This is a genomic window from Pseudomonas sp. B21-012, assembly GCF_024749305.1.
GTDB lineage: Bacteria > Pseudomonadota > Gammaproteobacteria > Pseudomonadales > Pseudomonadaceae > Aquipseudomonas.
The window spans coordinates 964,947-987,755 of sequence record NZ_CP087197.1; the positions used below are offsets into that span (position 1 = coordinate 964,947).

Sequence of the window (22,809 nt, forward strand, 5' to 3'; positions counted from 1 at the left end):
CCAGCAAGGATTGCCTGGTGCCGTTCAATTATCTGACCTTAAGCCTGGCCTGCTACCTCACCAGCCTGTTCCTCCAGGCCTGCGCCCGTGAGCACGATGTAATGCGCGGCATGCACGCCCTGGCCCTGGGGGTGTTGAACGGGTCCTTCTGGTTTGCCAACCCACTGTATTTCGCCGCCCTGGTGATGCACCGGACCAAGCCGCAGGTAGCCCTGTACCTGGGCTGCGCGGCGTTGGCGCTCAGTGGCCTGATGGTGCCGCTGGGCTGGCTCGGCTTGACCCCGGTGCCTGATTCGGCCAACGGACCGGGGCTGCTGATCGGTTACTACGTGTGGCTGCTGGCGATGCTGGTGTTCATTCTCGGCCAGTGGCGTTACCGCCACGAACCTGCGGACAGCAGCAAGGTGCCGCTGCTGGGCTGGCCGGCCTGGGGGCTGGTCGCCGGCATCGTGTTGACCGTGCCGCTGGCCTTCACGCCCTGGAGTAAAGTGCCGTTTCGCTCGGCCCCCGAGCCAACCTCGTGCATTGAATGTGGAGGCAATTGATGGCCCGCTTTTACGTTGCGATCACCCTGGCGCTGTACCTGCTGAGCTTGAGTTGCAAGGCCATTCACCTGTCGGCCGATGGCTCTTTGCATGCCCTGCAGGTGCTGTTGCTCGGGCCTTGGGGCATCGTCATGCAGATCTACGGCTGGTTTGCCAACCCGTTGCTGGGGCTGGCGATCCTTGTGCACCGGCGCTGGCGCTGGCTGGCCCTGGTGCTTGGCCTCGGCGCCCTGTACCTGGGCCTCAGTGCCTTGATGGTGGAGCGCCTGCCCGACAATCACAGCTACAGCTTTCTCGACGTTACCGGTTTTGGCCCGGGTTATTACCTCTGGTTGCTGTCGATCAGCTTCTTCTGCGTCATGCAGGCCTGGTGGTGTCGGCAGGGGCTCAAGGGCGCGCAGCTACCCGGTTGGAATTGGCTGGATGGCGGCCTGGCAATCGTATTGAACATTGTCATCGTCTACGCCATCCAGACCCCCAGCCTGCACTTTCAGATAAAGAAAGTGTTCGAACCGCCGCTGCCACCGATCGAGATCGACAAGGACGCCATCTAGCGGGCGGACGCCGAGGTTCCCCACTGCACTACCAGCATGCCGACCACGATCAGCCCGACCCCGGCCAGGCGCAGGCCGTTGACCGGGCGTTCGGGCAAACCCATCAGGCCCCATTGGTCGATGATCAACGACGACAGCACCTGCCCGGCAATTACGCAAACGATGAAGCCGGCGGCGCCCAGCCTTGGCGTCAGCACCAGTGCGGCGGTGATGTAGGCAACCCCGGCAACGCCGCCCAACCAGGCCCACCAGGGCGCTTGGGCCAAGGCATTGAGTTGTGGCAGCGGCGCCCGCAACACCAGCAATGCCGGGATCACCATCAGCACACTCACCGCCAGCGACACCAGCGACGCCCACAACGGGTGCCCGAGCAGGCGGCCGAGCGCTGCGTTGCTGCCGGCCTGGAAGGGCACGGCGGCGCCGGCCAGCAGGGCGATGGTCAGGGGCAGCAAGGTGGCGGTAATAGCGGGCAGGTTCATGGCATGGCTCTCAAAAGTGGCTTGCCAAAGTCTTTGCTATCTATCCCAATAATGGAAATTCGAATGCTGCACAGGAGTTATTCGCCTGATGGATGATCTGCGCCGGATCGACCTCAACCTGCTGTTGACCCTGCACGCGCTGCTGGCCGAGCAGCATGTCTCGCGCGCGGCCTTGCGCCTGCATCGTAGCCAGCCGGCGGTCAGCCATGCCCTGGCGCAACTGCGTGAGCTGTTCGGTGATCCGTTGCTGGTGCGTCGCGGTGGTCGTCTGCACGCCACGGCGCGCGCCCAGGCCCTGATCGAGCCTTTGCAGCAGGCGCTGGAGCAGCTCGACGGCTTGCTCGGCAGCCCCGGTTTCGACCCGCGTCGGGCGCAGCGCAGTTTTCGTCTGGCGATGTCTGATTACGGCGCGCGGGTAGTGTTGCCCGGCTTGATGCGCATGTTGCGCGAAGAGGCGCCGGGGATCGATCTGATTGTCTCCCAGGGCAGCCGTGAGGCCATGCTCGGCCAGCTGTTCGACGGCGAGGCCGACCTGGCTCTGGCGGTGTTTCCGCAAATGGCCGAGGAGCTGCGGGCGCAGACGCTGTTTGAAGAGTCCTTCACCTGCATCGCCGATCGCAGCAGTTTGCCTGTGCGGGGCGGCCTGAGCCTGGATGCGTGGCTGGCACGGCCGCATGTGCTGGTGGCAGTGCGTCCGGGTATCGACAACGAGATTGACCTGGCGCTCCAGGGCATCGGTGCCCGGCGCCGGGTGGCGCTGGCCTTGCCCCATTGGACCGCGGCCCAGGAAGTGATTGCCGGCACCGACCTGATCCTGACCGTGGCCCGCCGCAGCCTGGACAGCGGTGCGCTGGATTCACGCCTGCGCAGGTTTGCGCCACCATTGGCAATCAAACCCTTTGCCTTCCAGCAGGCCTGGCATCAGCGCCGCGAAGGGGAGGCGGGGCATCGCTGGTTGCGCGAGAAGGTGATGCAGGTGTGTCAATATGGCCGGCCTGATCGCGGGGCAAGTCGAGGCGTCGCACCGCCGCTCCCACCCAAGAAGGAGTCCGCAGAATGAAACATCCATTTTTGCTTGTCGGCCTGTTGGTCTGTTGTTCTTCAATAGCCCAGGCCCAGGATGAATACTCACAGGCCTACAGCGCCTGCATGAAAACCGCCGAATCCACCCTGGCCATGAACAACTGCAACGGCGCCGAGATCAAACGCCAGGACAGCCGCCTCAACAGTGCCTACAAAAAGGCCATGGCCGGCCTCGAAGGGCCGCAGCAAACCCAGCTGCGTGAAGCCCAGCGGGCCTGGATCAAGTACCGCGACGCCAACTGCAACCTGTATTACAGCCTCACCGGCGGCACCATGGATCAGCTCAATGGTGCCGGTTGCATCCTCGGCAGTACCCGCGACCGCGCCGATGAACTGCAGGCCTTGCTGCAGCCTTGAGGTCAGCGCCGGCTGGCGCGAGCACGCAGGTACTCGCGCACTTCGCGCTGGTCGCCGGCAAACTCGATACGCTCGGCCTTGCTCTGGCGCTGGTAGGCGTACATCGGGTCGTAGTACTCGTTGAGCAGGCCGCTGATCCAGGCTCGGTGCAGGTCCACCTCACCCGTGTGAAGCTGCTCTTGCAGCGCTTGCTCGAGTAACGCCGACAACCGCTGATAACGCTCGCCGCCGAGGCGCTTGAGGATGTTGGCCATGCTTTGGGTCAGGCGTTCGGCAAACTGCGGCAGGCCGTTTTCATCCCCGTGCAAGGCAACGAACTCGGCGCTCAGGTCGATCACGTAATCGCGCAGAATCCGCTCGACCCGGTTGTCAAAGCTGTCTTCCAGCCACACCAGCGGGTAGTGCTGCATGCCCTGGTAAAGCTCCAGCGGCAGGGTGCAACTGCCGACGATGCGGCCCTCATCTTCGAGTACAAATTGCTCGACGCCGCGTGCGCGTTTTTTCAGTACGTCGATGGCCAGCTGGTTCTCGAAGTCGATCTGCGCCGGCTGGCCGGTAGCGCGTTTGCCGAAGCTTGAGCCGCGGTGATTGGCGTGGCCTTCCAGGTCAAGCGCATTGTCCAGCGTTTGCAGCACCTCGGTCTTGCCGGTGCCGGTGAGGCCGCCGATCAGCACGAAGTCACAGTCGGTTACCGCTTGCTGGGTGGTATGCAGCAGGAAGTTGCGCATCGCCTTGTAGCCGCCGACCACCTTGGGGTAGTGGATGCCGGCTTCAGACTTGAGCCACTGCTGGGCGATCTGCGAGCGCAGGCCGCCGCGAAAGCAGTAGAGGTAACCCTCGGGGTTGGCCCGGGCGAAGGCCGCCCAGGCGGCAATGCGTTGGTCCTTGAGCGGGCCGCTGACCAGTTGATGGCCGAGGTCGATGGCGGCCTGCTGGCCCTGCTGCTTGTAGCAGGTGCCGACCTTCTGCCGTTCAAGGTCGTTCATCAGCGGCAGGTTGATCACGTGGGGGAAGGCGCCCTTGCTGAATTCGACCGGGGCGCGCATGTCCATCATGGCTACATCGTTAAGAAACAGCTGGCGGTAGTCGGTGCAGTTGTCGCGCATCAAAGCACCTCAACTGCATGGCTCTGTCGCTCGACCAGCTCGCCGATTGGCGCCAGGTTCAGGCCCAGTTCGCCGGCCACGGCGAGAAACTCCGCTTCACCCTCTGGCGCCACCGCCACCAGCAGGCCGCCGCTGGTTTGCGGGTCGCACAGTAAGTGCTTTTGCTCGTCGCTCAGCGCGGCGATTTTTTCGCCATAGCTGTCGAAGTTGCGCAGGGTGCCGCCCGGAACGCAGCCCTCACTCAGGTAGTGCTCAACGCTCGGCAGGCGGGGCACCGCGCTGTAGTTCAGGCGGGCGCTGAGGCCGCTGCCGTCGGCCAGTTCCACCAGGTGGCCGAGCAGGCCGAAGCCGGTGACGTCGGTCATGGCCTTGACCCCGGCCAGCTTGCCGAAGCGGCTGCCCGGGGTGTTCAAGGTGCACATCCAGTCGCGGGCCAGGCCCTTGTCCTGGTCGCGCAGCTTGGCTTTTTTCTCGGCGGTGGTGAGGATACCGATGCCCAGCGGCTTGGTCAGGTACAGGCGACAACCGACGGTGGCGGTATCGTTGCGCTTCATGTGGCGCTTTTGCACCACGCCGGTCACGGCCAGGCCGAAGATCGGCTCGGGGGCATCGATGGAGTGGCCCCCGGCGAGTGGAATACCGGCCTCGGCGCAGACGGCGCGGCCGCCACGGATCACTTCACGGGCCACTTCCGGGGCCAGCACATTGACCGGCCAGCCAAGAATGGCGATGGCCATCAGCGGGTCACCGCCCATGGCGTAGATGTCGCTGATGGCGTTGGTGGCGGCGATGCGGCCGAAGTCATAGGGGTCATCGACGATGGGCATGAAAAAGTCAGTGGTCGAAACCACACCGCGTTCGTCATCGAGGGCGTAGACGGCTGCGTCGTCGCGCGAGGCGTTGCCGACCCAGAGCTTGGGGTCCAGGGCCTGGGTGCCGCTTTCGGCGAGGATCACCTCGAGCATCTTCGGAGAGATCTTGCAGCCACAGCCGGCGCCATGGCTGTACTGGGTCAGGCGAATCGGCTCGCTCATACGCACCTCGAAAATTCGTGAAGGCCCGAGTGTAGCAAAGCTGGTCTTTACGCCGATGCCTCTTATAATTTCCGGGGTGGCCCGTGTGGCCCTTTCCCCGCTATTGAACCGGAGAATCCCCATGCTCAAACGTCCCCTGGCGCTGTTTGCCGGCCTGGTATTGTCGTGCTCGTCCTACCTGGCCATGGCGGCCGACACACTGCGAGTCAGTGCCATCCCTGACGAAGCGCCGACCGAACTGCTGCGCAAGTTCAAGCCATTGGGCGAGTACCTGGAGCAGAAGCTGGGGATGAAGGTCCAGTTTGTGCCGGTGGCCGACTACCCGGCGGTGGTCGAGGCGCTGGCCACCGATCGCCTGGATCTGGCCTGGCTCGGCGGCTTTACGTTCGTCCAGGTACATCTCAAGGACCCGACCGCCACGCCTTTGGTGCAGCGCGAACAGGATGCCAAGTTCACCAGCAAATTCATCACTGCCAATCCTGATGTGAAGAGCCTTGCCGACCTCAAGGGCAAGACCTTTGCCTTCGGTTCTGTTTCGTCCACCTCGGGCAGCCTGATGCCGCGCTACTTCATGCTCAAGAATGACAACATCAAGCCGGAGAGTTACTTCAGCCGCGTCGCTTATTCCGGTGCCCACGACGCCACTGCCGCCTGGGTCCAGGCCGGCAAGGTCGACGCCGGCGTGCTCAACGCCAGCGTCTGGGACAAACTGGTGGCCGCAGGCAAGGTCGATACCAATAAGGTCAAGGTGTTCGCCACCACCCCAAGCTACTACGACTACAACTGGACCGTGCGCGGCAACCTCGAGCCGGCACTCAAAGCCAGGATCAAGCAAGCCTTCCTCGACCTTGATCCGGCCAAACCTGGCGACAAAGTCATCCTCGACCTGCAGGCTGCGAGCCGCTTCATCGAAACCAGCCCGGATAACTACAAGGGCATCGAAGAGGCCGCGCGCGCCGCCGACTTGCTGAAATGACCATCCGTTTGCGCGGCGCCAGCCTGCGCCACGGCCAGGTCCAGGCGCTGCACGGCATCGACCTGCAGGTTGGCGCCGGCGAGCGGGTGGCGATCATCGGCCCGTCGGGGGCGGGCAAGTCGAGCTTGCTGCAACTGCTGGGCACGGCCATCGCGCCCAGTACCGGCAACGTAGAGCTGCTCGGCGTGACACCCTGGCGCTTGTCGGCCGCTGCGCTTCAGCGCCTGCGCGCGCGCATCGCCCTGATCCACCAGACGCCGCCGTTGCCACCACGCCAGCGGGTGGTAACTGCAGTACTGGCCGGGCGCCTGGGACAGTGGAGCACCTTGCGCGGGCTGCTCAACCTGCTGCACCCGACGGATGTCGCCGGTGTGCGCGAGGTGCTGACGACCCTTGGCATGGCCGAGAAGATTTTTGTCCAATGCGGGCAATTGTCCGGTGGCCAGTTGCAGCGGGTCGGCATTGCCCGCGCGTTGTACCAGCAACCGCAGATTTTGCTGGCTGACGAACCGGTCTCGGCGATGGACCCGGTGCTCGCCGAACACAGCCTGAAAACCCTCAACCAGCATGCCAGCGAACGCCGCGTGACCCTGATCGCCAGCCTGCATGCGGTAGAGCTGGCGCTGGCGCATTTTGCGCGGGTTATCGGTATTCGCGAGGGGCGCATCGTCTTTGACCGCCCGGCGAGCGAGGTGTCCAGCGCCATGCTCGATGCCTTGTATGCCAACGAGCAACTGCTGCCGCCGGCGTTACCGCTGCCGGCCTTGAACCTGCAGATTCCCCGATGCTGAAGGCCGATCGCCGTGACCCGGCGGCGTTGCCCAGGCTGTTGCTGGCGCTGCTGGCGATAGCCTTGCTGTGGCCGGGTATCCGCCTCAGCGAGCTCAACCCTGGGGTGCTTCTGCAGGCCGATAACCGCCGGGAGATGGGTAATTTTGTCAGCGCCTTCTGGCCGCCAGCCCATGAAGCGGACTTTCTTCGGCTGCTGCTTGAGGCCACCTTGCAAACCCTGGCCGTAGCCACCGCCGGCATGACCCTGGCCTTGCTGCTGGCGATCCCGGCCAGCCTGCTGGCCAGCCGGGCGCTGTCGTTGCGCGCCGCTTCCCGTGGCGGTCGCCTGGGCTTCTGGTCGCGCACCCTGCGTCTGCCGGTGCGCGGCCTGTTGATCTTTTTGCGCAGCGTGCCGGAGATCGTTTGGGCGCTGCTGTTCGTGCGTGCCGTGGGCCTGGGCCCGACCGCCGGGGTGCTGGCCATCGCCATCACCTACAGCGGCATGCTTGGCAAGGTCTATGCCGAGATTTTCGAATCGGTCGACCAGCGCCCGGCGCATGCCTTGTTGCAGACCGGCAGCAGCCGCTTGAGCGCGTTCTGCTACGGCATCCTGCCGACTGCGGCGGCGGAGCTGGTGTCTTATACGGTGTACCGCTGGGAGTGTGCGATCCGTGCCTCGGTGGTGATGGGTTTTGTCGGTGCAGGGGGGCTCGGCCAGCAGATCGACCTCTCCATGCGCATGTTCGCCGGCGCCGAGGTGGCGAGCATGCTGCTGACATTTCTGTTGCTGGTATGGCTGGCCGACCAGCTCAGCCGCCTGCTGCGCGGGAGGTTGGCATGAGAGTGCTGATCAATACCGCGCTGGTGCTGGCACTGGTGGCGGCGGTGGCAGCTTCGTTCGCTTACTTGAGCCTTGATCTGCAGGCGCTGTTTGGCAACGGCGGGTTAGGGCAGATGGGCGCTTATGCGCTGCGCTTCCTCAGCCCCGAGCTGAGCCCCGAGCACCTGCGGGCGGTCGCCAAGGGCGCATTGGAAACCCTGGCCATGTCGGGCCTGGGTACTTTGCTAGCGGTGGTGCTCGGGCTGATGCTGGCCTTGCCTGCCGCCGGGCGGTTCGGCTGGCCGCTGCAAGGCGTTGCGCGCCTGCTGCTTAACGCCCTGCGCGCGATACCAGAGCTGGTGTGGGCGGCCTTGACTGTCCTGGCCGCGGGCCTTGGGCCCAATGCCGGGACCCTGGCCCTGGCTTTGCACACCTCAGGTGTTCTCGGCCGGCTGTTCGCCGAGGCACTGGAAAACGCCCCGCCAGAGCCGGCTGCGGCCATTCGTCTGCAAGGCGGCAGCCAGGTCACTGCATTCTGCTTCGGCACCTTGCCTAACCTCTGGCCGCAGATGCTTGCCTACAGCCTGTACCGCTGGGAAAACAACATCCGCATGGCCAGCGTGCTGGGTTTTGTCGGTGCCGGCGGCCTGGGGCAGATGCTCTACACCACCCTGAGCCTGTTCCAGGAAGCCCGGGCCAGCACGGTGATCATCGCCATGCTGGTGCTGGTGCTGCTGGTCGATGCCTTGAGCGATGTGCTCCGGCAGCGCTTTGTGCGGGCTTGAAAGCCGCAGGATGATCAGGGCTTGGGCAGATCATGGCTGGCCCATTCCAGGTAGCGGATGATCCGCTCCTTGTAGTGCAGGTGATCACGCACCACCATCAGGCCGAACCACAGCACCAGCAACACGGCGAAGGTCAACAGGATGACCAGGTTGCCTTTGCCGAACGCCCACAACTCGGTGAGCTTGGCTTTCTCGGCGGCGATGGTGGCGAGGAAGGTGATGATCGCCACGAACATCGCGTTCTGGGTCAGGTTCAACGACTTGGGCGGGTTTTCGGAGATCTTTGCAAACGCCGCGATCTCGCCAGCCTGGGCTGCACTGACAGCGTTCTGCTCAAGCATCTGCAGGAAATGCGCGTAGCGCAGGTAGCTGTCGCGCTGCAGCAGCGGCTGGCTGGCGATGGCGTGGCGTTGATACAGGCTTTTGAACTGCTCGGCGACAAAGTACTCACGGGCCAGCAACATCGCCCACATGCACAGGCTGGTGCTGAGCATCACCGTGACCGGGCCTAGGGGGTGCTGTTGCACGCTGAACGAGGCGCTGACCACCAGGACGGTTGCCAGCACCACCAGCCAGGTCGGCAACAGGTGCGGGGCCAGCGGATTGTTGCGGATGGCGTGCCAATAGTTCGGGCGGCTGCGTTTGTAGAGCTGCAGCATTTCGCTCCATTGTTGAAACATCGTTACCTCATGGGCAGGGGCTTACCTGGAGGATAACGGCCGCGCCGGGGAAATCATCACTGGGTTTTGGTTGGTGCGTTCTTAGGGAGCGCTCGTAATCAGTGGCCCCGGGCACAGACGAGGGTTGCGCTTGAGAAATGGGCTACGCGAAACAGCGAAGCAGCCGTACCCAGCCACCTCTCTCTTAGTGTCATTGTGCGATCTTCAGGCATCTGCATACCCGGACCAAACTTCTGGCCAGGTGATGAGAGGTGTGGATTGCTGATTGCTTGTTTGTATCCAAAGGGATACATTGGTGTGAGCCTTGAAATATAGTGTTTTGCAGACACCCAGATTTACCTCGTGGTTAGTTTCTGTGCGCGACCTCCGTGCAAGGTTGGCCATCGCACGGCGAATAGAGCGTGCAACGGCAGGAAACCTGGGGGATGTGAAGTCCGTCGGTGGCCAGGTTTCCGAGATGCGCATCGATGTGGGTGCGGGTTATCGGGTGTACTTCACGGTTCGGGACGGGATGGTCATTGTTTTGTTGGCAGGGGGTGACAAGTCATCTCAATCTGCTGATATCCAACTAGCCAGGAAGTTGGCCAAGGAAATCTGATATGAGCTTGTCACTCACCACCTTTGATATGGCAGCCTTGCTCGATAGTGATGAAGCTATCAGCGAGTACCTTTCCCAAGTTCTGGCGGATGGAGATCATGACGAACTGATACGTGCCCTTGGCCATATCGCCAAGGCGCGCGGCATGAGTCAGATTGCAAGCGCAAGTGGGTTGGGGCGCGAGAGTCTGTACAAGGCATTAACCCCGGGTGCGAAGCCTCGTTTTGATACTGTACTGAAGGTCATTCGAGCGTTAGGGATTGATCTTCTGGCTCATCCTCACACTTCCTCGAGGCTCTGAGCCGCTCGTACTCCACTCGGGTTAGTGGGCAGATTCGCCAACCAGCTCCCCACGCTGCGCATCTCGCTGCATCGACTCCAGATTTCTTTCAATGGTTTCACAAATCGCATCCATCTGAATCTGGTGCTCGATCGGCTACAGCGCCTGCTTCATCTGCACCAGCGCCACCCGCGTATTGCCAGGGCCCTGGCGCTCCTCGATGGCAAAAGGCTCAAAGCCCAGCTGTGGATAAAGCAGCAGCCCGGCGGCATTGCTGTTGAAACACGACACCTGCACCTCGCGCGCTTCGAACTGGCTGCGAGCCAGCTCGATCATGCTCTGCACCAGAAAACGCGCCACGCCATGACCGCGCGCGGCGGGGGCCACCACCACATTGCCGAGGGCGCACACGCCGCCGTGCTCGGCCTTGTAGAAGTTGGCAAAGGCCAGCAGCGTACCGTCACCCTCGACCACAGTGGAGCCGCTGCGCTGGGCGATGGCCTCGCTCAATTGCGCGGGTGTCAGCGGGTACGCAGCTTTGGGGAACATGTAGAACAGCTCGTCCGGGCCTTGGGGGAAGCAGCAGATGGCAGCGATGTCCTGAGGCTGGACGGGGCGGTGGGTCAATTGCATGGCGCGACTCGATCAGCAAATGAGGGAACAGTGATCCTACACACTTCGACAAAGCTGGTAATGGAATCCCCACGCTGCGCCAGGGTCCACCTTGATAAGGTGCCCTTCGGCTGCATCGACCCACAAGGAGCAACATCATGAAAGCACTTCTGTTCACCGCCGCCCTGGCAACAGCGGGCCTGGCTCAGGCCCAGACCGTGGAAATGGCCCTGGTGGGCGCCGACGGCAGCGCCAAACCGGTCGGTACCATTACCCTTGAGCAGAATAAGTACGGCACTTTGCTCACGCCTGACCTGCGCGACTTGCCGCCGGGCGTACACGGCTTTCACCTGCACGAAAACCCCTCCTGCGCACCGGCCACCGCCGACGGCAAGACCACGCCGGCAGGTTCTGCGGGCGGGCATTGGGACCCGCAGCAGAGTAAAAAACACCTGGGCCCGTACGACGATGCCGGGCACAAGGGCGACTTGCCGGCCCTGTATGTCAGCGCCGACGGCACCGCCCGCTACCCGGTCCTGGCCCCACGCCTGAAGGCCGACGAGTTCAAGGGCCATGCGCTGATGGTGCATGGCGGCGGCGATAACCACAGCGATCACCCGCAGGCGTTGGGTGGTGGTGGGGCGCGGATTGCGTGTGGGGTGGTGCAATAAAGGGCTATCCACTGCGCAATGCGCTAGGCCTGCACGTGTTGCAATAACGGACTTTCACTGGGGTGCATCATGATCTGCAAAAACGCCATGCGTCCGGTACACCCAGGGGAAGTCCTGCGCGAAGATTTTCAGAGTGAGTTGGGTGTTAGTGTCGCCGCTTTGGCTCGCGCGTTGGGCGTGTCTGCCTCTGCGATAAATGCGGTTCTTTCTCGGCGTCGCGGCGTTTCGGCAGACATGGCCTTGCGCCTCGCCACTTGCCTGGACACTACGCCGGAGTTCTGGCTCAACCTGCAGACGGCGTTTGACCTGCGCACGGCCGAGTTGAATCACGGCGATGAGATCCACCGGCAAGTGCGGCGCTTGGTGGCTTGTGCTTGAATTGCCGGGCACAAAAAAACCGACCCTGGGGTCGGTTTCTTTTTGCGTTTGGTGCCCGAGGGAGACTGGAGTCTTCCATATAATCCGCAGCCTACAGCCGGATTATATAGTTAGGGATACACGCGGGGATACAGCTTGCTTGGGCCTATGACTGCACAATCCTAGATCTGGGCATAAACGACCTGTAAACCCCGCTGTGCTTTCCTTGGAGAACCTAGCTGGTGTGGCAAGGGTTGCAGCAATAGTAGCAACCGTTAATTCGTAGTGTGGGATTTGCCCCTCGTGCGGCGCTAACAGCACCGGTACAGGATAGGTGATTTCCGAGTGATACCTGATTCTCCAGCAGCGGCATGAATGTGCATCCAGTCGTCGTGTTGTGCACTTCGTAGTCGCCGTTGGGTTGAACGTTTCTGTTCACGATAAATGATTGCATTTGCTAGTCCTCGCTTCCGTGTGTCGGATCGGTAATGACTCACATTTTTAACCATGTCTGTTGTGCTGGCTGAGGTGCGCGATAACCAGCAGGGATGGAGGTTAGCTGGAGGATGGCAGAAAGCAATCAGTCGCCAAAATGCCGCCGGGGCCCCTGGGACTATCTGAAGGGCACGGGGTCGGAAACCCTCGCCGTCTTGCTAGAGGCTGGTCGGTTGACGATGGTTGACAGTTGACGAGGTTGACGGTCCCCGAGGAGATGGGTCAGTAGCCAGGAGAATAATTGATTGGGTTCACCACCCAGACGGGTGTGTTCACCCGATTCACCTGTTCACTAAGCTGGGCACCCTGCTGCTAACAAAGTCCCGCGGGTTTCCGACCCCGTATGTGTCTCATTTGCTCAGGGTCCCCCGGCTCCTGCTGGAATCTCTTCGCTGATGGTGCTCATTGCCGATGGGGGGCGGGGTGGACATCTTAAAAGACGTGTAACTGGTGTTTCAGGTGTGACGTTTATAAGCAAGTTATTGATTTTGTTGTGAAAAAACAAGGTCACACCGTTTTGTATCGCGCAGAGTGTGCGGTGTAACGATAGCGAACTGTGTAACGTCTTTAGCCCGAATTTTCCGTGAACATTGCGAAATCACTGGTGGTAGGCTTTGCTGGAGGCCTGCTGCCAACTCTCTTTGGATTGATCCTGATTCCCGTCTAATCCTGACAGAGAGCCCACCCCTATGAATCCTCACCGTGCTGCATCCCTTCGTCCTGGACAATTCAAACACCTGATCCGCGTAGCCTCTGTCACTGGCCGCATGCCGGAGCGTGATGTGATGTTGTTGTGGCTCACGCATACCACCGGCATTCGTGTCACCGAGTTGGCTTTGCTGGAGATTGGCGACGTGCTGTATGCCAGCGGTGCTATCAAGCCCGAGGTCTACTTGCGCGCAGACATCACCAAAGGCTGTCGGCCGCGAAACGTGTATCTGACTCATGCTCGATGCCTTGCCGCGCTTGATGCGTGGTTTGGCGTGCGCGCTCGGCGCCGCTGGGGGCTTTCAGGCATAGATGAGTATCGAGGATTCCGGCCAGGCTCAAAGCTGGTCATGACACACAAAGGGCAAGCCTTTGAACTGGCATTCAAACATCGCCAGCTGGACAGCGGGCCGGAGGTGTACCAAGCCTGTGATTCATTGCAGCAAACTATCAGCAGGTTATACCGACAAGCGGGTATCAAACAGGGCTCCTCGCATAGTGGCAGGCGCTCGCTTGCTGCAAAAATCTTGGCCGCCACCGGCGATGTCGAGATAGTGCAGACCATGCTAGGGCATGCATGCTTGGATCACAGCAAGCCTTACCTAACGGTGGATATGCAGGCAGTTCGGCGTGCATTTGAACTTGCGCTGGCATAGTGATATCGACGACTCTTTTTACGTTTGAATGCCATGGATAGCAAAACGCGAGGAATCAGAGTTGAAATTAGGGAACGAAATACCAGTTGATGCTACTGCCGCTCGGGTGATTTCAGGCGGTGAGTCGTTTGAGTTCAGGGCGAATGAGACTGACCAGGACTCCGATCTACCGTTACCGATAACGGCGCCGACTAAGGCTCAGTTATTGAATCCCTCGTTCAAAGACTTCACATCCATTCGGCTGGGACGGCTGGTTGTAATCGGGATTTCTGCCGACAGAAAAGCTCGATGGGTTTGTAAATGCGTATGTGGATGCTACGTACTACGCTCCACTGCTGCGATCAAGGCTGCAGCGCCTGATGCGGCATGCACACAGTGCTACCTGTTGGCCGTGGCCAAACGGAAGGATTTTGAGCGTCGTACTGGCCGAGAGTCTCATACGCGTTCCTTCTTGAAGTAGTTAATTGACGAGGAAATTACTTTGAGTAACGAGTTATTTATTGGGGACCTGGCTGAGAAAGGAGTGACTTTTCAGGCGACTCATGCAGGTCCATATGGAAGTAAATCCATCCCGCTGCCCGCCGAAGACGTTGTTGCTTACTCCCGTGATCCGGTGGAGTACACCGCTAAATATTACGGTGTGACAAAAAGTCAGTACCTCAGTTGGCATCGTTCTTCTTATTGCGTCTACTGTGCAGATGCCACAGTAGAAGGCAATCCCTGCCGAAATATTATTACAGGGGGGAATGCTATCGATTCACCCAGCAGATGGGTAGCTCTGCTAGGCGGTTACTGCCATGTTCATGAGAACGGCTTAGTTGGGTAGGAAAAATCTTCAAAATGAATGAGATGAAAAATGCAATTCGTAATATGCAGTTACCACGCATCAACAGCCTGATAAATGGGTGTTTTGAGCGCCAGTTAGATGGAGTGCCTTATGATGGGTACTACTACGGTGTGGCCTTCGGGATCATCTCCACATTGGCCGATGCGGAAATCATCAGCCTTGAAGAGTACAGAGATTTTAAGCAGCAGCTTATTGATGCCTGTGGTCGTGAACACCCGCATGTTTGACAGTTGTTAAAGTAACGGATGGGGAACAGATCCCCACAGCGCAAGCGGTCTTGCGCTGGCCTTCTGGAACGGCTTTGAAGGCGTTTCGATGGGAAAGGTCGCCCAGGAACCCCCAAGCCCCGCCGTCAAACGTGGGGCAAGGTCAGTAGTAGAGGGTCGCTTTCGCTCCCTTGGCACGATAAGAAAGGAGTCGGGTATGAATGAAGCTCTGAAAGTTTCCATTAGTTTAGTGCGTTCCCAAGATGATGCGGCCAGCTTCGGAGCGGATTACCAAGGCGAACTGCGTGAGTTTAGGGATGCAGTAAACGCTTCGGGGACTGCTATAAGTCCTCGCCTTGCTGTATTTGACAGCGTAGGGGCTACAGGCGGCCTCACGGGTGAATTCATAATTCCGATGACTCAAGCCATCGTGCCTTTTCTTACAGCTGCGGTTGTTGCATGGGTAGGCAGAAAAAATGGACGCAAGCTGCGTTTGAAGGTTGGGGATATAGAGGTTGAAGGTAACACCGAGGAGGACATCAAGCTTCTCGTCGCTAAAGCCAAAGAACTAGCCCCTGTAGTTGATCCTGACAGACAGCGAGGAGACGTTGGTAGGGACCGCTGATTCGTTCAAAGGACAATCGGCTACCGCTCCCATGGGCTTGCTGGCTGCTGCCATCCAGGGCGACAAGTCACCCCGTCCACCACCAGCTCCACGAACAACGGAAAACCACAAGCCCAGCCACGCGCTGGGTCGAGGCGTAAAGAGTGGCGCGGTGCTCGCGCCCAGGAACATGGAGAACGGCAGGCATGAACAAGCGTATCGAGCCCCGCAGTGAGCGCGACTACACCACTCGCCAGATTATTGAGCTGTTGGATCTGCGTGACTCGGCCAGCCTCGGATTCATCGAGAACGGCATGGAGCATTACATCCAGACTTCGCATTGCAGTGAGCAAGCGCTGCTCAGCTTGCCATATTGGCCGGATGCTCTCTGGACGTACCGCTACGAAACCAGTGAGTGGGTGCCTGTCTTTCGTTGGGCCAAGGCCAACACCATCAGCATTGACGAGCTGGTAGACAAGGCGCCGAACATTGATCCATTCGCTGAACGACCTGGTGTCCTGTGGTGTACTCCGAAAGGGCATCCGCGTGAGCAATTTCACCGCATCGTGACGGATGAAACCGGGGAGTACATCACCGACGACTCAGGTGATCGTTACCCACTCCCTCAGTTCGACGAAGAGGGCCACAGCGAGCATTTTTATACTCGTGTGAATAATCCTGGGATCTGCCAGTTCTGTAAGCAGCAGGTTGAAAAGCGGGTCAACTATCGCGACCCCGAGGAAGGGTGTTGCCGCAAGTACGAGATCTGCAGGCCATGCCATGACCACCAAATGGCCCTTGCCCGTGAGGCTGACGCGCGGTACGACGATTGATCGAGGAAAACTGTGGGTAGACCTTTCGAGGTTAGCAGATCAGATAAAACTAGACCTACCTTATTCCCTCGAGGGGCTAATGCGGAACATGATCACTGGCGAATGCACGACGCGGAGCGGCCCATTATTGGTCCTCGACAAGGTGCTTTCAAGGGCACAGATGATGAGCTTTTTGCTGCGTATCGGAATGCTTACAAAGATCTGAATGACATAAAAGTCGATGTGCGCTCTCCGAATGGTACTCATGTTTTGGGTGAAAACGTCACACCAGTTAAAGCTGTAGACCTAATAGAGAACTGGTTAAAGGAGGCAGGATTAAGATGACAACTACAAGTGAGATTTTATCTAAGATAAATGATGGTGTTTTTCTTGAGCTTGTCTTTCGGAAAAACACCGATTGGGATGCTGAATTAGACTCAAGGGATTCCATAGAGTTTGATACTGCATGGAGCACTAGCTATGAAAAAATAATTTCGTCGTGCCCGCCTGAAGATGTATCAATTAAGGAAATAAGAGAGGCTGCGTTCAAGAAGGTTTATCAAATAACTAAAAACTCTGATCTCGCAGCATATGTATCGGACGATCTGGGCCTGATTGCGCAGGCATTCCAGAATGGAGTTGACATTGGTTTTATTGAAAATCTTTGGAGGACTTACACGCAAGGGCGCTTCCCAAGTTAGGAGGATAAAATATATCACCAGTATGCTGACCCCCAACTTCAGTTTGGGATTCAATAATATTGGTGGCACACATGAAAGGCCGATAATTTCATTTGGTATATCGTAGTGGTCGCACAAAGATGGCATCGTGCATGTGCACTCAGTCATTAGTGGCTGGCTGACCTTTACGGCGTTATCCGAAGGAGTTGGAGTCCGGTGTGTGCTCGCTTTCAACGGCGCAGCACTTTGGACATAGCCCAGCACATTGCTGCCGACCATAGTGGTTACTGCCTGTCGACCCATTGCGACTCGGGTCGCGTGCTGCCGGAGTGTAAGCGTACGGGGAATACGTCTTGCACAGGTCAGCCCGGCATTCAATGATGCGGCAGTAGCTGGTCGATCTCACTGGCTTTTTGCGTCGGCAATCGCCTCGTGGCCTTCAAGGACTTGCGCTTCAGCTACGACACCTGGGGCAACCTCAGCGAGAAAAGCAGTGCGGCCGGAGGCATGCAACGCTTTCACTACGACAGCGAAAACCGTCTGATCCGCGCGCAAACCTGGCAGGGTACAACCTTGAGCAGCGAGGCTCGTTACCACTACGACGCCCTGGGCCGGCGCATAGGTAAATCCCCATGCATGACGTTGAAATCGCTCCCTTGGGCCTGGAAACCTTCCTGATGACGTGGTTGACCGTGCTGTTCGTCTCGGTGCTGACCTTGCGCACCCTGGAGTTGCTGCAGCGTAAGCGTCCTGGGAAGTCACATTGCGATGGCCTAGCTGCAACCCTTTTAGGGTGAGGTCACTGCTTCGTCCACACCATAGTCTGAACAGTAATATGCGGATGACTTTCCAATGGCTCCCATTCATCCAGGAAGACAAACCCCTGTTTCAAATAGAAGCTTGAGGCTCTAACGTTTTCAGGAGAGACATCCAGAAAAACGCCGTCAAAACCTCTCTCAGTGGATCGAGCCTTTACGATATCCACCAGTTCTTTTGCGATGCCAGCCCCCCGAGCTGCGGGCTCAATCCACATCCCAATCAAATTGAAGCGCTCTGACTCACTGACTGCGGCACCGACCATCCCGACGGGCCTGCCTTCTTCGAACGCCAGCCAGAACTCGGTTCCCGTAGATGAGGCTCTTTGTTTCCACTGGTCGCAGTCATAGTCAGCAGCAGTCTTGTAACTGACGCCAAAGGCTGTCGGCGTATCCAGAAGCGCGGCAAGCCTGACGCGCTTGAGTAGCATCCAGTCGTTCTCGCTTGTTGCTCGAATTCGCATATCTGTCCTTAGTATCGTTTGTCCGTGAGGGTACGGGAAATAGGCCTCGCGCAGATCAGCCACCTATCCAATGATGCGGCAGCAGTTGTTCGATCTGACTTGCCTTTTGCGTTGGCAGCCGCGTCAGTACATCCTTGAGATAGGCATACGGATCATGCCCATTCATGCGCGCCGACTGGATCAGACTCATGATAGCAGCCGCCCGTTTGCCACTGCGAAGCGATCCGGCAAACAACCAGTTTGAGCGCCCAAGTGCCCATGGTCTGATCTGGTTCTCCACTTGGTTATTGTCGATGGGTACAGCACCATCGTCCAGGTAGCGCGTTAGCGCTACCCAGCGTTTAAGGCTGTAATCCAGGGCTTTGGCTGTTGCCGATCCGTTGGGCACCAGATCACGCTGGGCCAACATCCAATCATGCAGCGTTTTGATGATCGGGGCTGCCTTTTCCTGGCGTATTCGCCAACGATCCTCAGCGCTCATGTCCCGAGCCTGGCGTTCAACTTCGTACAAGCCGCCAATCGAGTACAGCGCTTGTTCAGCCAGCTGGCTTTTGTTCGCCACGTGCAGATCGAAAAACTTGCGACGGGCGTGGGCCATGCAGCCAATTTCGGTGATGCCTTTCTCGAAACCGGCTTTGTAGCCAGCGAAATCATCGCATACCAGCTTGCCGCTCCACCGCCCAAGGAAGTTGCGCGCATGCTCGCCTACCCACGCCGTCATGCACCAGAACTTTCATCCGATTGGCGCGGCGATTGGCGAACAGATAAGCGCAGTGCGGCTTCGCCGCACCGAACACCGCAATGACCCGGGCTAACGCCGTTTCGGTGCCGGCGCGCATGTCCATCGGTTCGGTGGCGAGCCAGATCGCATCGATTCGAATCACCGCAAGCGCCCGGCTAAATCTCGTCGTCATGAGCTGCCTTTAGGCTGCTTCCGTTTCTGCCAATGCCACCTCATTCCCTGGTTCGCTCAAGACCACATAGCAGCGCTGAACCCCCATGCCGGGCAGGCGTACTGAGCAAGAAGCCTTTCCGTCCTTGGCGGGCTGCAGCACGCCCCGCTGGATCAGTTCTCGATTGACGGCTGTGAGGTTCAACCCCCGAAACACCTCCGAACGCCATGCCTCCGGCAACACGTAGTAGGTGATGGTTGTGTGCAGGGTGTCGCCCATGCCGTGTTCCATGGTCTTGCGAAAGCCCAGCCGGTCGATGGTCCGTGGTCCGTGTTCATCGATCTTGGCGGCAGTGGATTCCCACCGCGTGAACCGGCTTTCTCCGAAGCGCTCGATCACCTGGCGCAGTCGGGCCATGATGGCTTCGCCTTCCAGGTTGCCCGCGCCACCCCGCTCAGCCAGCCACCCATGCAAGCAAACCCGGGCGGCAGTCGTGGCAGTGCCATCCGGCCAGCCGGTGACACCAAAGGCCGTCGCCAACTCGCCCGCCGCAGCGGCGAGGCCGAAGCGCAGGGCCGCACGTTGAGCTTGACCGCTGGCCGTGGCGGGTAGGTTTTGGATGATGAATTGCTCCAGGGTGCGGCGAACGATCACCGACCACCTCAGCATCTCGCCGGGCTCACTCAGGGCCTTCAGGAAGGCGGTGAGGGGCGTGCCGTAGAACTTCGCTACACGGGCTTTGAGCGCATCGGAGAGGGCGGCGGCATCCTCAAAACCGTTCAGCACATCGAACATGCCGAGGCCCTTGCTGGCGTCCGCTGGCACCGCGAGCATTCGCACCTCCATGCCGGCTTTCAGCTCCTTGTTCGCCTCGGCCATGTGCTGCGCCAACGTCTTCTCGCCGGTCGAGAGAAACAGCAAGCGCCACTCCTGAACCTGTCGGCCTGCTTGGCCCCGATCATTGGCCCGGGCTTTACCAGTGCCGTTGCCGAGCATGTAGACCGTCTCGCCAATGATGCGGGCATCGCACATGCCGATTTCATCCAGCACCAGAAGCCCGTCTGAGTGCGCGGCGGCGATGGACTCCAGGGCGTTGTCCGTAGAGCGCCACGAACGCACCAGGCGCGGCCCGCCATAGACCGAGGCGGCGACCTGCAAGTGGGTGGTTTTGCCGCCAGAACTGTCGCCGTAGAAGTGGAAGCCGCCCGACTCATGGCCCAGCAAGTTCAGCAGAGGGCCCGCAAAGGCCACGCTAACGACAAACGATAAGCGGTGATTGCCAACGCACAGGGCGCCGATCTGCTGCTGCCATTGCTCCAGGGAGCCCGCCTCGCTGATCGGCGGGAGCTGGGCACCGGCCTCGTAGAAGTGCAGGTGTTCTTCGTGCGATCCAATCTGTTGCTCAGGCAAAAGGAAGGCGTTGCCGTGCCAGCCCAGGCGCGTCACCAAACGGGCCCGCTGTGCACTGTCAAAGCCGCCGAGGTAGCTCTGCAAGTCGTTGCGTGCGTTACGTCCCGAACGGCTCCCTGCGAGGCGCAGGCCCATGTCTACCAGTGGCCCCAATACGTCTTTGCCGAAGTCACCGGTCATGGTGCGCGCTGGAATGTTCCAGCGTTTTTTGGCGCCGTCTGGATCGTCGAACTCGACCAGCAAGCCCCAGTTATGGCCCTTCTCGTCACGGGTGCGGGCGATGATTTCCAGGGGCGAGCACACCGGGCGTGCCTCCCCATCATCACCGGAATAAAACACCCCTTCGGGCGTCAGGCGAAAGCCACCAGGCATCAGGTCATTTTTCGATTTCGCCGGACGCTTGGCCGCTGCTTTCGTCTTCGATTCCGGCTTGGCTTCGGTCGATTCCGCTGCCGACTTCTCCCCAGGCAGTTCAAACAATTCACCGCTGCTCACCAGCTCGGCAACGTGGCCAGCGGTCCAGCCCTTGGTCAGTGCGTCGGCTGCGTCGTCGCCGTCTACCCACTTGCCGCCTTTTGCAAACGAGGGCTTACCATCCTTGGTGCTGGGCTTGCGTTTGAACGCCTCAAGCGCCACTCGCTGTACTGACTCCGCACCGAGTTCAAGCAGCTTCGGCTCGATGGCGTCCATGCAGGCTTTACCGCTGGCATCGTTGTCGGGCCACAACAGCACCGAGCGACCTTTAAGCGGCGACAGGTCGGCCTTGTGCCAAGAGTTCGAACCGTTCGGCCAGCAGGTGGCCACATACTCAGGCATCAGTTCAGCCGCGGCGTCTGCGGCCTTTTCGCCTTCGCACAGCACCACCGGGGCATCGGCGCGTTGGGCCAGCTCATCCAGGCGCAACAGAGGGCGCGGCTCAGGCAAACCTTGCCAGCGCCATTGAGTGGTTTGGCCATCGGACCGTTTGCACCAGGTCAGCGGTGCAAAGACCTTCCTTGGCTTACCGTCTTCATCCGGGCCCAGGTCGAAGCGATACAGCGCCATGAGCGGCTGGCCTTGAGCGTCGCGATAGATCCACACCTTGGATGGCGCGCCGTGCTGCCGATGTTTGGCCGGGCACTTGCCCATAGCCTCGGCCGGGATCGGCTGAATCGCGGTCCATTCCAGTGCCTTGGGTTTGGCCGGTGCGGGTTTAGCCTGGGCTGTTCCGGCAGACACGTTGAGCAGTTCCGCCAGCTTGTTGCAGGCTTCTACGTCCGTGCCGCCGTCGATGTAACGCACTAGGTCAATCAGGTCGCCGCCCTTGTCGCCGGTGGCGAAGTCCGACCAGGTGCCTTTGCTCAAGCTGACCTTGAGTGAGCCTGCGCGTTTGTCGGTGCGGGTGGGATTTGGGGCAGTGTATTCCTTACCGCCGTCCACGCGCTTGCCGTGGGGCAGCCAGTGAGCCAGTACGCGGTCGATGTTCTGCAACGCAATAGCTTTGACTTGGGCGAATGTTGGGCGACGTGCGTTGGAAGTTGGGGCCTTCATACGCCACCGCCTTGAGCCAATTGCAGCCCGCTGGTTACGTCATCAATGATCGCCTTCGCCATCTCGCTCAAGTAATGCGAAGCCCAGACCATCGCGTCGTTGTCGTTATCCATGCCGCTCAGGAGCGTGAGCTTGTTTACACAATCCATAAGTAGAGAAGCTTTTTCGAGCGCCTCCTCGCACGATATGCCGGGATTGATACGGAACAGTGGCTTGTTCTGAACGCTGCACTTGGCAAAGGTGGCGCCACCGACTGTATTGAGTGCAATGGAAGGGGTCATTGGGCACCGCCTTTCTGATCCAGCGGAACGGACGTCACGTCAGCGTGCAGGGCGAGTGTCTTGATCAGGCCGAGGGTGCCGCGAACGTCCCAAAGAATGGCGGCAATGACGTGGTTAGCGAGGCGCGAAGATTCGTTTTCGAAATGATCCTCGAGCAGCGTCAGCACGGAATCGGCGCGCGTAATAGCGCAAGTAATGGCATCAATGGGAACACCGGCTTCGGCGTTCAGGCTGACGCAAAGAAGATCTTCGGGCAGGGCGCAACTCAGGGTGTTGTTCATTGGACACCCCCTGCGGTTTCCAGGGCGCGAGCCTTGGTCATGTGGGCGTTGTAACGAGAGAGGCGTGTAGCGAGGCTGGAGTTGGCGTGTAAAGCGGCGAGAGCCATAGCCCTGTGGGCAGCGGCGCGAATTTTGGACGGATTGAGGGCGTGCATGGGTGGAACTCCTATTGTTGAGGAGCTGCCACGCTTCGTCGCCAAACGAATTAGGGTGGCAGCTGTGCGCAGGTTGGCGAACCGGGACAATAGGAACCCGGCAGACCCGAAGGTCTCCCACGCACAGCCGCCATAAAACAGGAATGCGGGCACAAAAAAAAGCGCCTGCAATCGTAATGGGGGCGCCTGTGCGCCTATTGTTGATCGGGTCGCCAAACCCGGTCGCTGAATTTGCAGCGACAGCCAGAGAGTAACGCCCGTTTT

General features: G+C 59.8%; 28 protein-coding genes and 1 pseudogene. 19 read left to right on the plus strand and 10 right to left on the minus strand.

Going from position 1 to position 22,809, the window contains the following annotated elements; genetic code table 11:
- Window positions 1-17 precede the first annotated feature (17 nt).
- Window positions 18-545 carry a hypothetical protein gene (locus tag LOY37_RS04330; RefSeq protein ID WP_052676506.1) on the plus strand — a complete coding sequence of 176 codons (528 nt, stop codon included), beginning with the start codon at window positions 18-20 and terminating at the stop codon, window positions 543-545.
- Entirely contained in the window at window positions 545-1,099 is a 555-nt protein-coding gene (locus LOY37_RS04335) for a hypothetical protein (RefSeq protein ID WP_258716366.1), read from the plus strand. The genes LOY37_RS04330 and LOY37_RS04335 overlap by 1 nt, the downstream gene beginning before the upstream one ends.
- Here LOY37_RS04335 and LOY37_RS04340 read toward each other — a convergent pair.
- On the minus strand, window positions 1,096-1,578 hold the full coding sequence (locus tag LOY37_RS04340; RefSeq protein WP_045196159.1) for a DMT family transporter: 483 nt from the start codon (window positions 1,576-1,578) through the stop codon (window positions 1,096-1,098). The genes LOY37_RS04335 and LOY37_RS04340 overlap by 4 nt on opposite strands.
- 88 nt (window positions 1,579-1,666) lie before the next feature.
- Here LOY37_RS04340 and LOY37_RS04345 point away from each other — a divergent pair, with 88 nt between their 5' ends.
- Window positions 1,667-2,638, plus strand: coding sequence for a LysR family transcriptional regulator (locus LOY37_RS04345; protein WP_258596480.1), 972 nt, complete (start codon window positions 1,667-1,669; stop codon window positions 2,636-2,638).
- Complete coding sequence (locus LOY37_RS04350; RefSeq protein WP_093388055.1) at window positions 2,635-3,018, plus strand: lysozyme inhibitor LprI family protein; 384 nt, start codon at window positions 2,635-2,637, stop codon at window positions 3,016-3,018. The genes LOY37_RS04345 and LOY37_RS04350 overlap by 4 nt, the downstream gene beginning before the upstream one ends.
- 2 nt (window positions 3,019-3,020) lie before the next feature.
- Here LOY37_RS04350 and mnmH read toward each other — a convergent pair whose 3' ends face one another.
- Together mnmH and selD are read right to left on the minus strand one after the other, a co-directional pair.
- The gene (mnmH, locus tag LOY37_RS04355; protein ID WP_258716367.1) at window positions 3,021-4,124 is read right to left on the minus strand and encodes a tRNA 2-selenouridine(34) synthase MnmH; all 1,104 of its coding nucleotides are present in this window, start codon (window positions 4,122-4,124) and stop codon (window positions 3,021-3,023) included.
- Window positions 4,124-5,158, minus strand: coding sequence for a selenide, water dikinase SelD (gene selD / locus LOY37_RS04360; RefSeq protein WP_045196165.1), 1,035 nt, complete (start codon window positions 5,156-5,158; stop codon window positions 4,124-4,126). Before selD ends, mnmH begins: the two co-directional genes overlap by 1 nt.
- A 121-nt stretch (window positions 5,159-5,279) precedes the next feature.
- On the opposite strand from selD, the gene LOY37_RS04365 reads away from it, so the two are divergent.
- The 4 genes from LOY37_RS04365 to phnE are packed head-to-tail and all read left to right on the plus strand — an operon-like array spanning window position 5,280 to window position 8,510.
- A complete protein-coding gene (locus LOY37_RS04365; RefSeq protein ID WP_258716368.1) occupies window positions 5,280-6,134 on the plus strand; it encodes a putative selenate ABC transporter substrate-binding protein in 855 nt (284 codons plus the stop codon).
- Window positions 6,131-6,925: a phosphonate ABC transporter ATP-binding protein gene (locus LOY37_RS04370; protein WP_093388064.1), complete on the plus strand. Its 795-nt coding sequence runs from the start codon at window positions 6,131-6,133 to the stop codon at window positions 6,923-6,925. The genes LOY37_RS04365 and LOY37_RS04370 overlap by 4 nt, the downstream gene beginning before the upstream one ends.
- Window positions 6,919-7,746 (plus strand): ABC transporter permease, encoded by an 828-nt coding sequence (locus LOY37_RS04375; RefSeq protein WP_213602383.1) that lies wholly within the window; start codon window positions 6,919-6,921, stop codon window positions 7,744-7,746. The genes LOY37_RS04370 and LOY37_RS04375 overlap by 7 nt, the downstream gene beginning before the upstream one ends.
- Entirely contained in the window at window positions 7,743-8,510 is a 768-nt protein-coding gene (gene phnE / locus LOY37_RS04380; protein ID WP_045196173.1) for a phosphonate ABC transporter, permease protein PhnE, read from the plus strand. The genes LOY37_RS04375 and phnE overlap by 4 nt, the downstream gene beginning before the upstream one ends.
- Before the next feature lie 14 nt (window positions 8,511-8,524).
- Here the strand turns inward: phnE and LOY37_RS04385 are convergent, their stop codons facing one another.
- Window positions 8,525-9,190, minus strand: a complete 666-nt coding sequence (locus tag LOY37_RS04385) for a hypothetical protein (protein ID WP_093388073.1) — start codon at window positions 9,188-9,190, stop codon at window positions 8,525-8,527.
- 304 nt (window positions 9,191-9,494) lie between these two features.
- Between LOY37_RS04385 and LOY37_RS04390 the strand changes: the two genes are divergently transcribed.
- Both LOY37_RS04390 and LOY37_RS04395 read left to right on the plus strand, forming a co-directional pair.
- Window positions 9,495-9,788 (plus strand): type II toxin-antitoxin system RelE/ParE family toxin, encoded by a 294-nt coding sequence (locus LOY37_RS04390; protein ID WP_045196177.1) that lies wholly within the window; start codon window positions 9,495-9,497, stop codon window positions 9,786-9,788.
- A 1-nt stretch (window position 9,789) separates the two neighbouring features.
- The gene (locus tag LOY37_RS04395; RefSeq protein ID WP_045196178.1) at window positions 9,790-10,089 is read left to right on the plus strand and encodes an addiction module antidote protein; all 300 of its coding nucleotides are present in this window, start codon (window positions 9,790-9,792) and stop codon (window positions 10,087-10,089) included.
- Window positions 10,090-10,224: 135 nt separating this feature from the next.
- Here the strand turns inward: LOY37_RS04395 and LOY37_RS04400 are convergent, their stop codons facing one another.
- Window positions 10,225-10,701 carry a GNAT family N-acetyltransferase gene (locus LOY37_RS04400; RefSeq protein WP_258716369.1) on the minus strand — a complete coding sequence of 159 codons (477 nt, stop codon included), beginning with the start codon at window positions 10,699-10,701 and terminating at the stop codon, window positions 10,225-10,227.
- Window positions 10,702-10,838: 137 nt separating this feature from the next.
- Between LOY37_RS04400 and sodC the strand changes: the two genes are divergently transcribed.
- The 9 genes from sodC to LOY37_RS04445 all read left to right on the plus strand — a co-directional run bounded on the left by sodC (window position 10,839) and on the right by LOY37_RS04445 (window position 17,394).
- A complete protein-coding gene (gene sodC, locus LOY37_RS04405; protein ID WP_093388085.1) occupies window positions 10,839-11,351 on the plus strand; it encodes a superoxide dismutase family protein in 513 nt (170 codons plus the stop codon).
- A 72-nt stretch (window positions 11,352-11,423) separates the two neighbouring features.
- Window positions 11,424-11,729 (plus strand): HigA family addiction module antitoxin, encoded by a 306-nt coding sequence (locus LOY37_RS04410; protein ID WP_045196588.1) that lies wholly within the window; start codon window positions 11,424-11,426, stop codon window positions 11,727-11,729.
- Between the two features lie 1,163 nt (window positions 11,730-12,892).
- A complete protein-coding gene (locus LOY37_RS04415) occupies window positions 12,893-13,567 on the plus strand; it encodes a site-specific integrase (protein ID WP_258596490.1) in 675 nt (224 codons plus the stop codon).
- An 840-nt stretch (window positions 13,568-14,407) separates the two neighbouring features.
- Window positions 14,408-14,641: a hypothetical protein gene (locus tag LOY37_RS04420; RefSeq protein ID WP_258596492.1), complete on the plus strand. Its 234-nt coding sequence runs from the start codon at window positions 14,408-14,410 to the stop codon at window positions 14,639-14,641.
- A gap of 196 nt (window positions 14,642-14,837) precedes the next feature.
- Window positions 14,838-15,245, plus strand: a complete 408-nt coding sequence (locus LOY37_RS04425; RefSeq protein WP_258596494.1) for a hypothetical protein — start codon at window positions 14,838-14,840, stop codon at window positions 15,243-15,245.
- Between the two features lie 185 nt (window positions 15,246-15,430).
- A complete protein-coding gene (locus LOY37_RS04430) occupies window positions 15,431-16,057 on the plus strand; it encodes a hypothetical protein (RefSeq protein WP_258596496.1) in 627 nt (208 codons plus the stop codon).
- Window positions 16,058-16,159: 102 nt separating this feature from the next.
- Window positions 16,160-16,381 carry a hypothetical protein gene (locus tag LOY37_RS04435; protein WP_258609456.1) on the plus strand — a complete coding sequence of 74 codons (222 nt, stop codon included), beginning with the start codon at window positions 16,160-16,162 and terminating at the stop codon, window positions 16,379-16,381.
- The gene (locus tag LOY37_RS04440; RefSeq protein ID WP_095190026.1) at window positions 16,378-16,737 is read left to right on the plus strand and encodes a hypothetical protein; all 360 of its coding nucleotides are present in this window, start codon (window positions 16,378-16,380) and stop codon (window positions 16,735-16,737) included. The genes LOY37_RS04435 and LOY37_RS04440 overlap by 4 nt, the downstream gene beginning before the upstream one ends.
- A gap of 411 nt (window positions 16,738-17,148) precedes the next feature.
- A complete protein-coding gene (locus LOY37_RS04445) occupies window positions 17,149-17,394 on the plus strand; it encodes an RHS repeat domain-containing protein (protein WP_258596499.1) in 246 nt (81 codons plus the stop codon).
- Between the two features lie 121 nt (window positions 17,395-17,515).
- Here LOY37_RS04445 and LOY37_RS04450 read toward each other — a convergent pair whose 3' ends face one another.
- The 5 genes and pseudogenes from LOY37_RS04450 to LOY37_RS04470 form a co-directional block, all read right to left on the minus strand.
- Window positions 17,516-17,995: a GNAT family N-acetyltransferase gene (locus LOY37_RS04450; RefSeq protein ID WP_221102310.1), complete on the minus strand. Its 480-nt coding sequence runs from the start codon at window positions 17,993-17,995 to the stop codon at window positions 17,516-17,518.
- 55 nt (window positions 17,996-18,050) lie between these two features.
- Window positions 18,051-18,804: pseudogene (gene tnpC, locus LOY37_RS04455) on the minus strand (IS66 family transposase); the annotation flags it as partial.
- A gap of 114 nt (window positions 18,805-18,918) precedes the next feature.
- Window positions 18,919-21,828, minus strand: a complete 2,910-nt coding sequence (locus LOY37_RS04460; protein ID WP_258716370.1) for a DUF927 domain-containing protein — start codon at window positions 21,826-21,828, stop codon at window positions 18,919-18,921.
- Window positions 21,825-22,109, minus strand: coding sequence for a DUF3077 domain-containing protein (locus tag LOY37_RS04465; protein ID WP_258716371.1), 285 nt, complete (start codon window positions 22,107-22,109; stop codon window positions 21,825-21,827). Before LOY37_RS04465 ends, LOY37_RS04460 begins: the two co-directional genes overlap by 4 nt.
- Window positions 22,106-22,390, minus strand: coding sequence for a hypothetical protein (locus LOY37_RS04470; protein ID WP_053153623.1), 285 nt, complete (start codon window positions 22,388-22,390; stop codon window positions 22,106-22,108). Before LOY37_RS04470 ends, LOY37_RS04465 begins: the two co-directional genes overlap by 4 nt.
- Between the last annotated feature and the right edge of the window lie 419 nt (window positions 22,391-22,809).

Bases quoted from the DNA above. Each gene is read 5' to 3' on its own strand.
- LOY37_RS04335 (WP_258716366.1), top strand. From the start codon at position 545: ATGGCCCGCTTTTACGTTGCGATCACCCTGGCGCTGTACCTGCTGAGC.
- LOY37_RS04375 (WP_213602383.1), top strand. From the start codon at position 6,919: ATGCTGAAGGCCGATCGCCGTGACCCGGCGGCGTTGCCCAGGCTGTTG.
- LOY37_RS04440 (WP_095190026.1), top strand. From the start codon at position 16,378: ATGACAACTACAAGTGAGATTTTATCTAAGATAAATGATGGTGTTTTT.
- LOY37_RS04395 (WP_045196178.1), top strand. From the start codon at position 9,790: ATGAGCTTGTCACTCACCACCTTTGATATGGCAGCCTTGCTCGATAGT.
- LOY37_RS04430 (WP_258596496.1), top strand. From the start codon at position 15,431: ATGAACAAGCGTATCGAGCCCCGCAGTGAGCGCGACTACACCACTCGC.
- LOY37_RS04435 (WP_258609456.1), top strand. From the start codon at position 16,160: ATGCACGACGCGGAGCGGCCCATTATTGGTCCTCGACAAGGTGCTTTC.
- mnmH (WP_258716367.1), bottom strand. From the start codon at position 4,124: ATGCGCGACAACTGCACCGACTACCGCCAGCTGTTTCTTAACGATGTA.
- LOY37_RS04470 (WP_053153623.1), bottom strand. From the start codon at position 22,390: ATGAACAACACCCTGAGTTGCGCCCTGCCCGAAGATCTTCTTTGCGTC.
- selD (WP_045196165.1), bottom strand. From the start codon at position 5,158: ATGAGCGAGCCGATTCGCCTGACCCAGTACAGCCATGGCGCCGGCTGT.
- LOY37_RS04460 (WP_258716370.1), bottom strand. From the start codon at position 21,828: ATGAAGGCCCCAACTTCCAACGCACGTCGCCCAACATTCGCCCAAGTC.
- LOY37_RS04385 (WP_093388073.1), bottom strand. From the start codon at position 9,190: ATGTTTCAACAATGGAGCGAAATGCTGCAGCTCTACAAACGCAGCCGC.
- LOY37_RS04425 (WP_258596494.1), top strand. From the start codon at position 14,838: ATGAATGAAGCTCTGAAAGTTTCCATTAGTTTAGTGCGTTCCCAAGAT.
- sodC (WP_093388085.1), top strand. From the start codon at position 10,839: ATGAAAGCACTTCTGTTCACCGCCGCCCTGGCAACAGCGGGCCTGGCT.
- LOY37_RS04350 (WP_093388055.1), top strand. From the start codon at position 2,635: ATGAAACATCCATTTTTGCTTGTCGGCCTGTTGGTCTGTTGTTCTTCA.
- LOY37_RS04415 (WP_258596490.1), top strand. From the start codon at position 12,893: ATGAATCCTCACCGTGCTGCATCCCTTCGTCCTGGACAATTCAAACAC.
- LOY37_RS04345 (WP_258596480.1), top strand. From the start codon at position 1,667: ATGGATGATCTGCGCCGGATCGACCTCAACCTGCTGTTGACCCTGCAC.
- LOY37_RS04370 (WP_093388064.1), top strand. From the start codon at position 6,131: ATGACCATCCGTTTGCGCGGCGCCAGCCTGCGCCACGGCCAGGTCCAG.
- LOY37_RS04420 (WP_258596492.1), top strand. From the start codon at position 14,408: ATGAATGAGATGAAAAATGCAATTCGTAATATGCAGTTACCACGCATC.
- LOY37_RS04465 (WP_258716371.1), bottom strand. From the start codon at position 22,109: ATGACCCCTTCCATTGCACTCAATACAGTCGGTGGCGCCACCTTTGCC.
- LOY37_RS04400 (WP_258716369.1), bottom strand. From the start codon at position 10,701: ATGCAATTGACCCACCGCCCCGTCCAGCCTCAGGACATCGCTGCCATC.
- LOY37_RS04450 (WP_221102310.1), bottom strand. From the start codon at position 17,995: ATGCGAATTCGAGCAACAAGCGAGAACGACTGGATGCTACTCAAGCGC.
- phnE (WP_045196173.1), top strand. From the start codon at position 7,743: ATGAGAGTGCTGATCAATACCGCGCTGGTGCTGGCACTGGTGGCGGCG.
- LOY37_RS04365 (WP_258716368.1), top strand. From the start codon at position 5,280: ATGCTCAAACGTCCCCTGGCGCTGTTTGCCGGCCTGGTATTGTCGTGC.
- LOY37_RS04340 (WP_045196159.1), bottom strand. From the start codon at position 1,578: ATGAACCTGCCCGCTATTACCGCCACCTTGCTGCCCCTGACCATCGCC.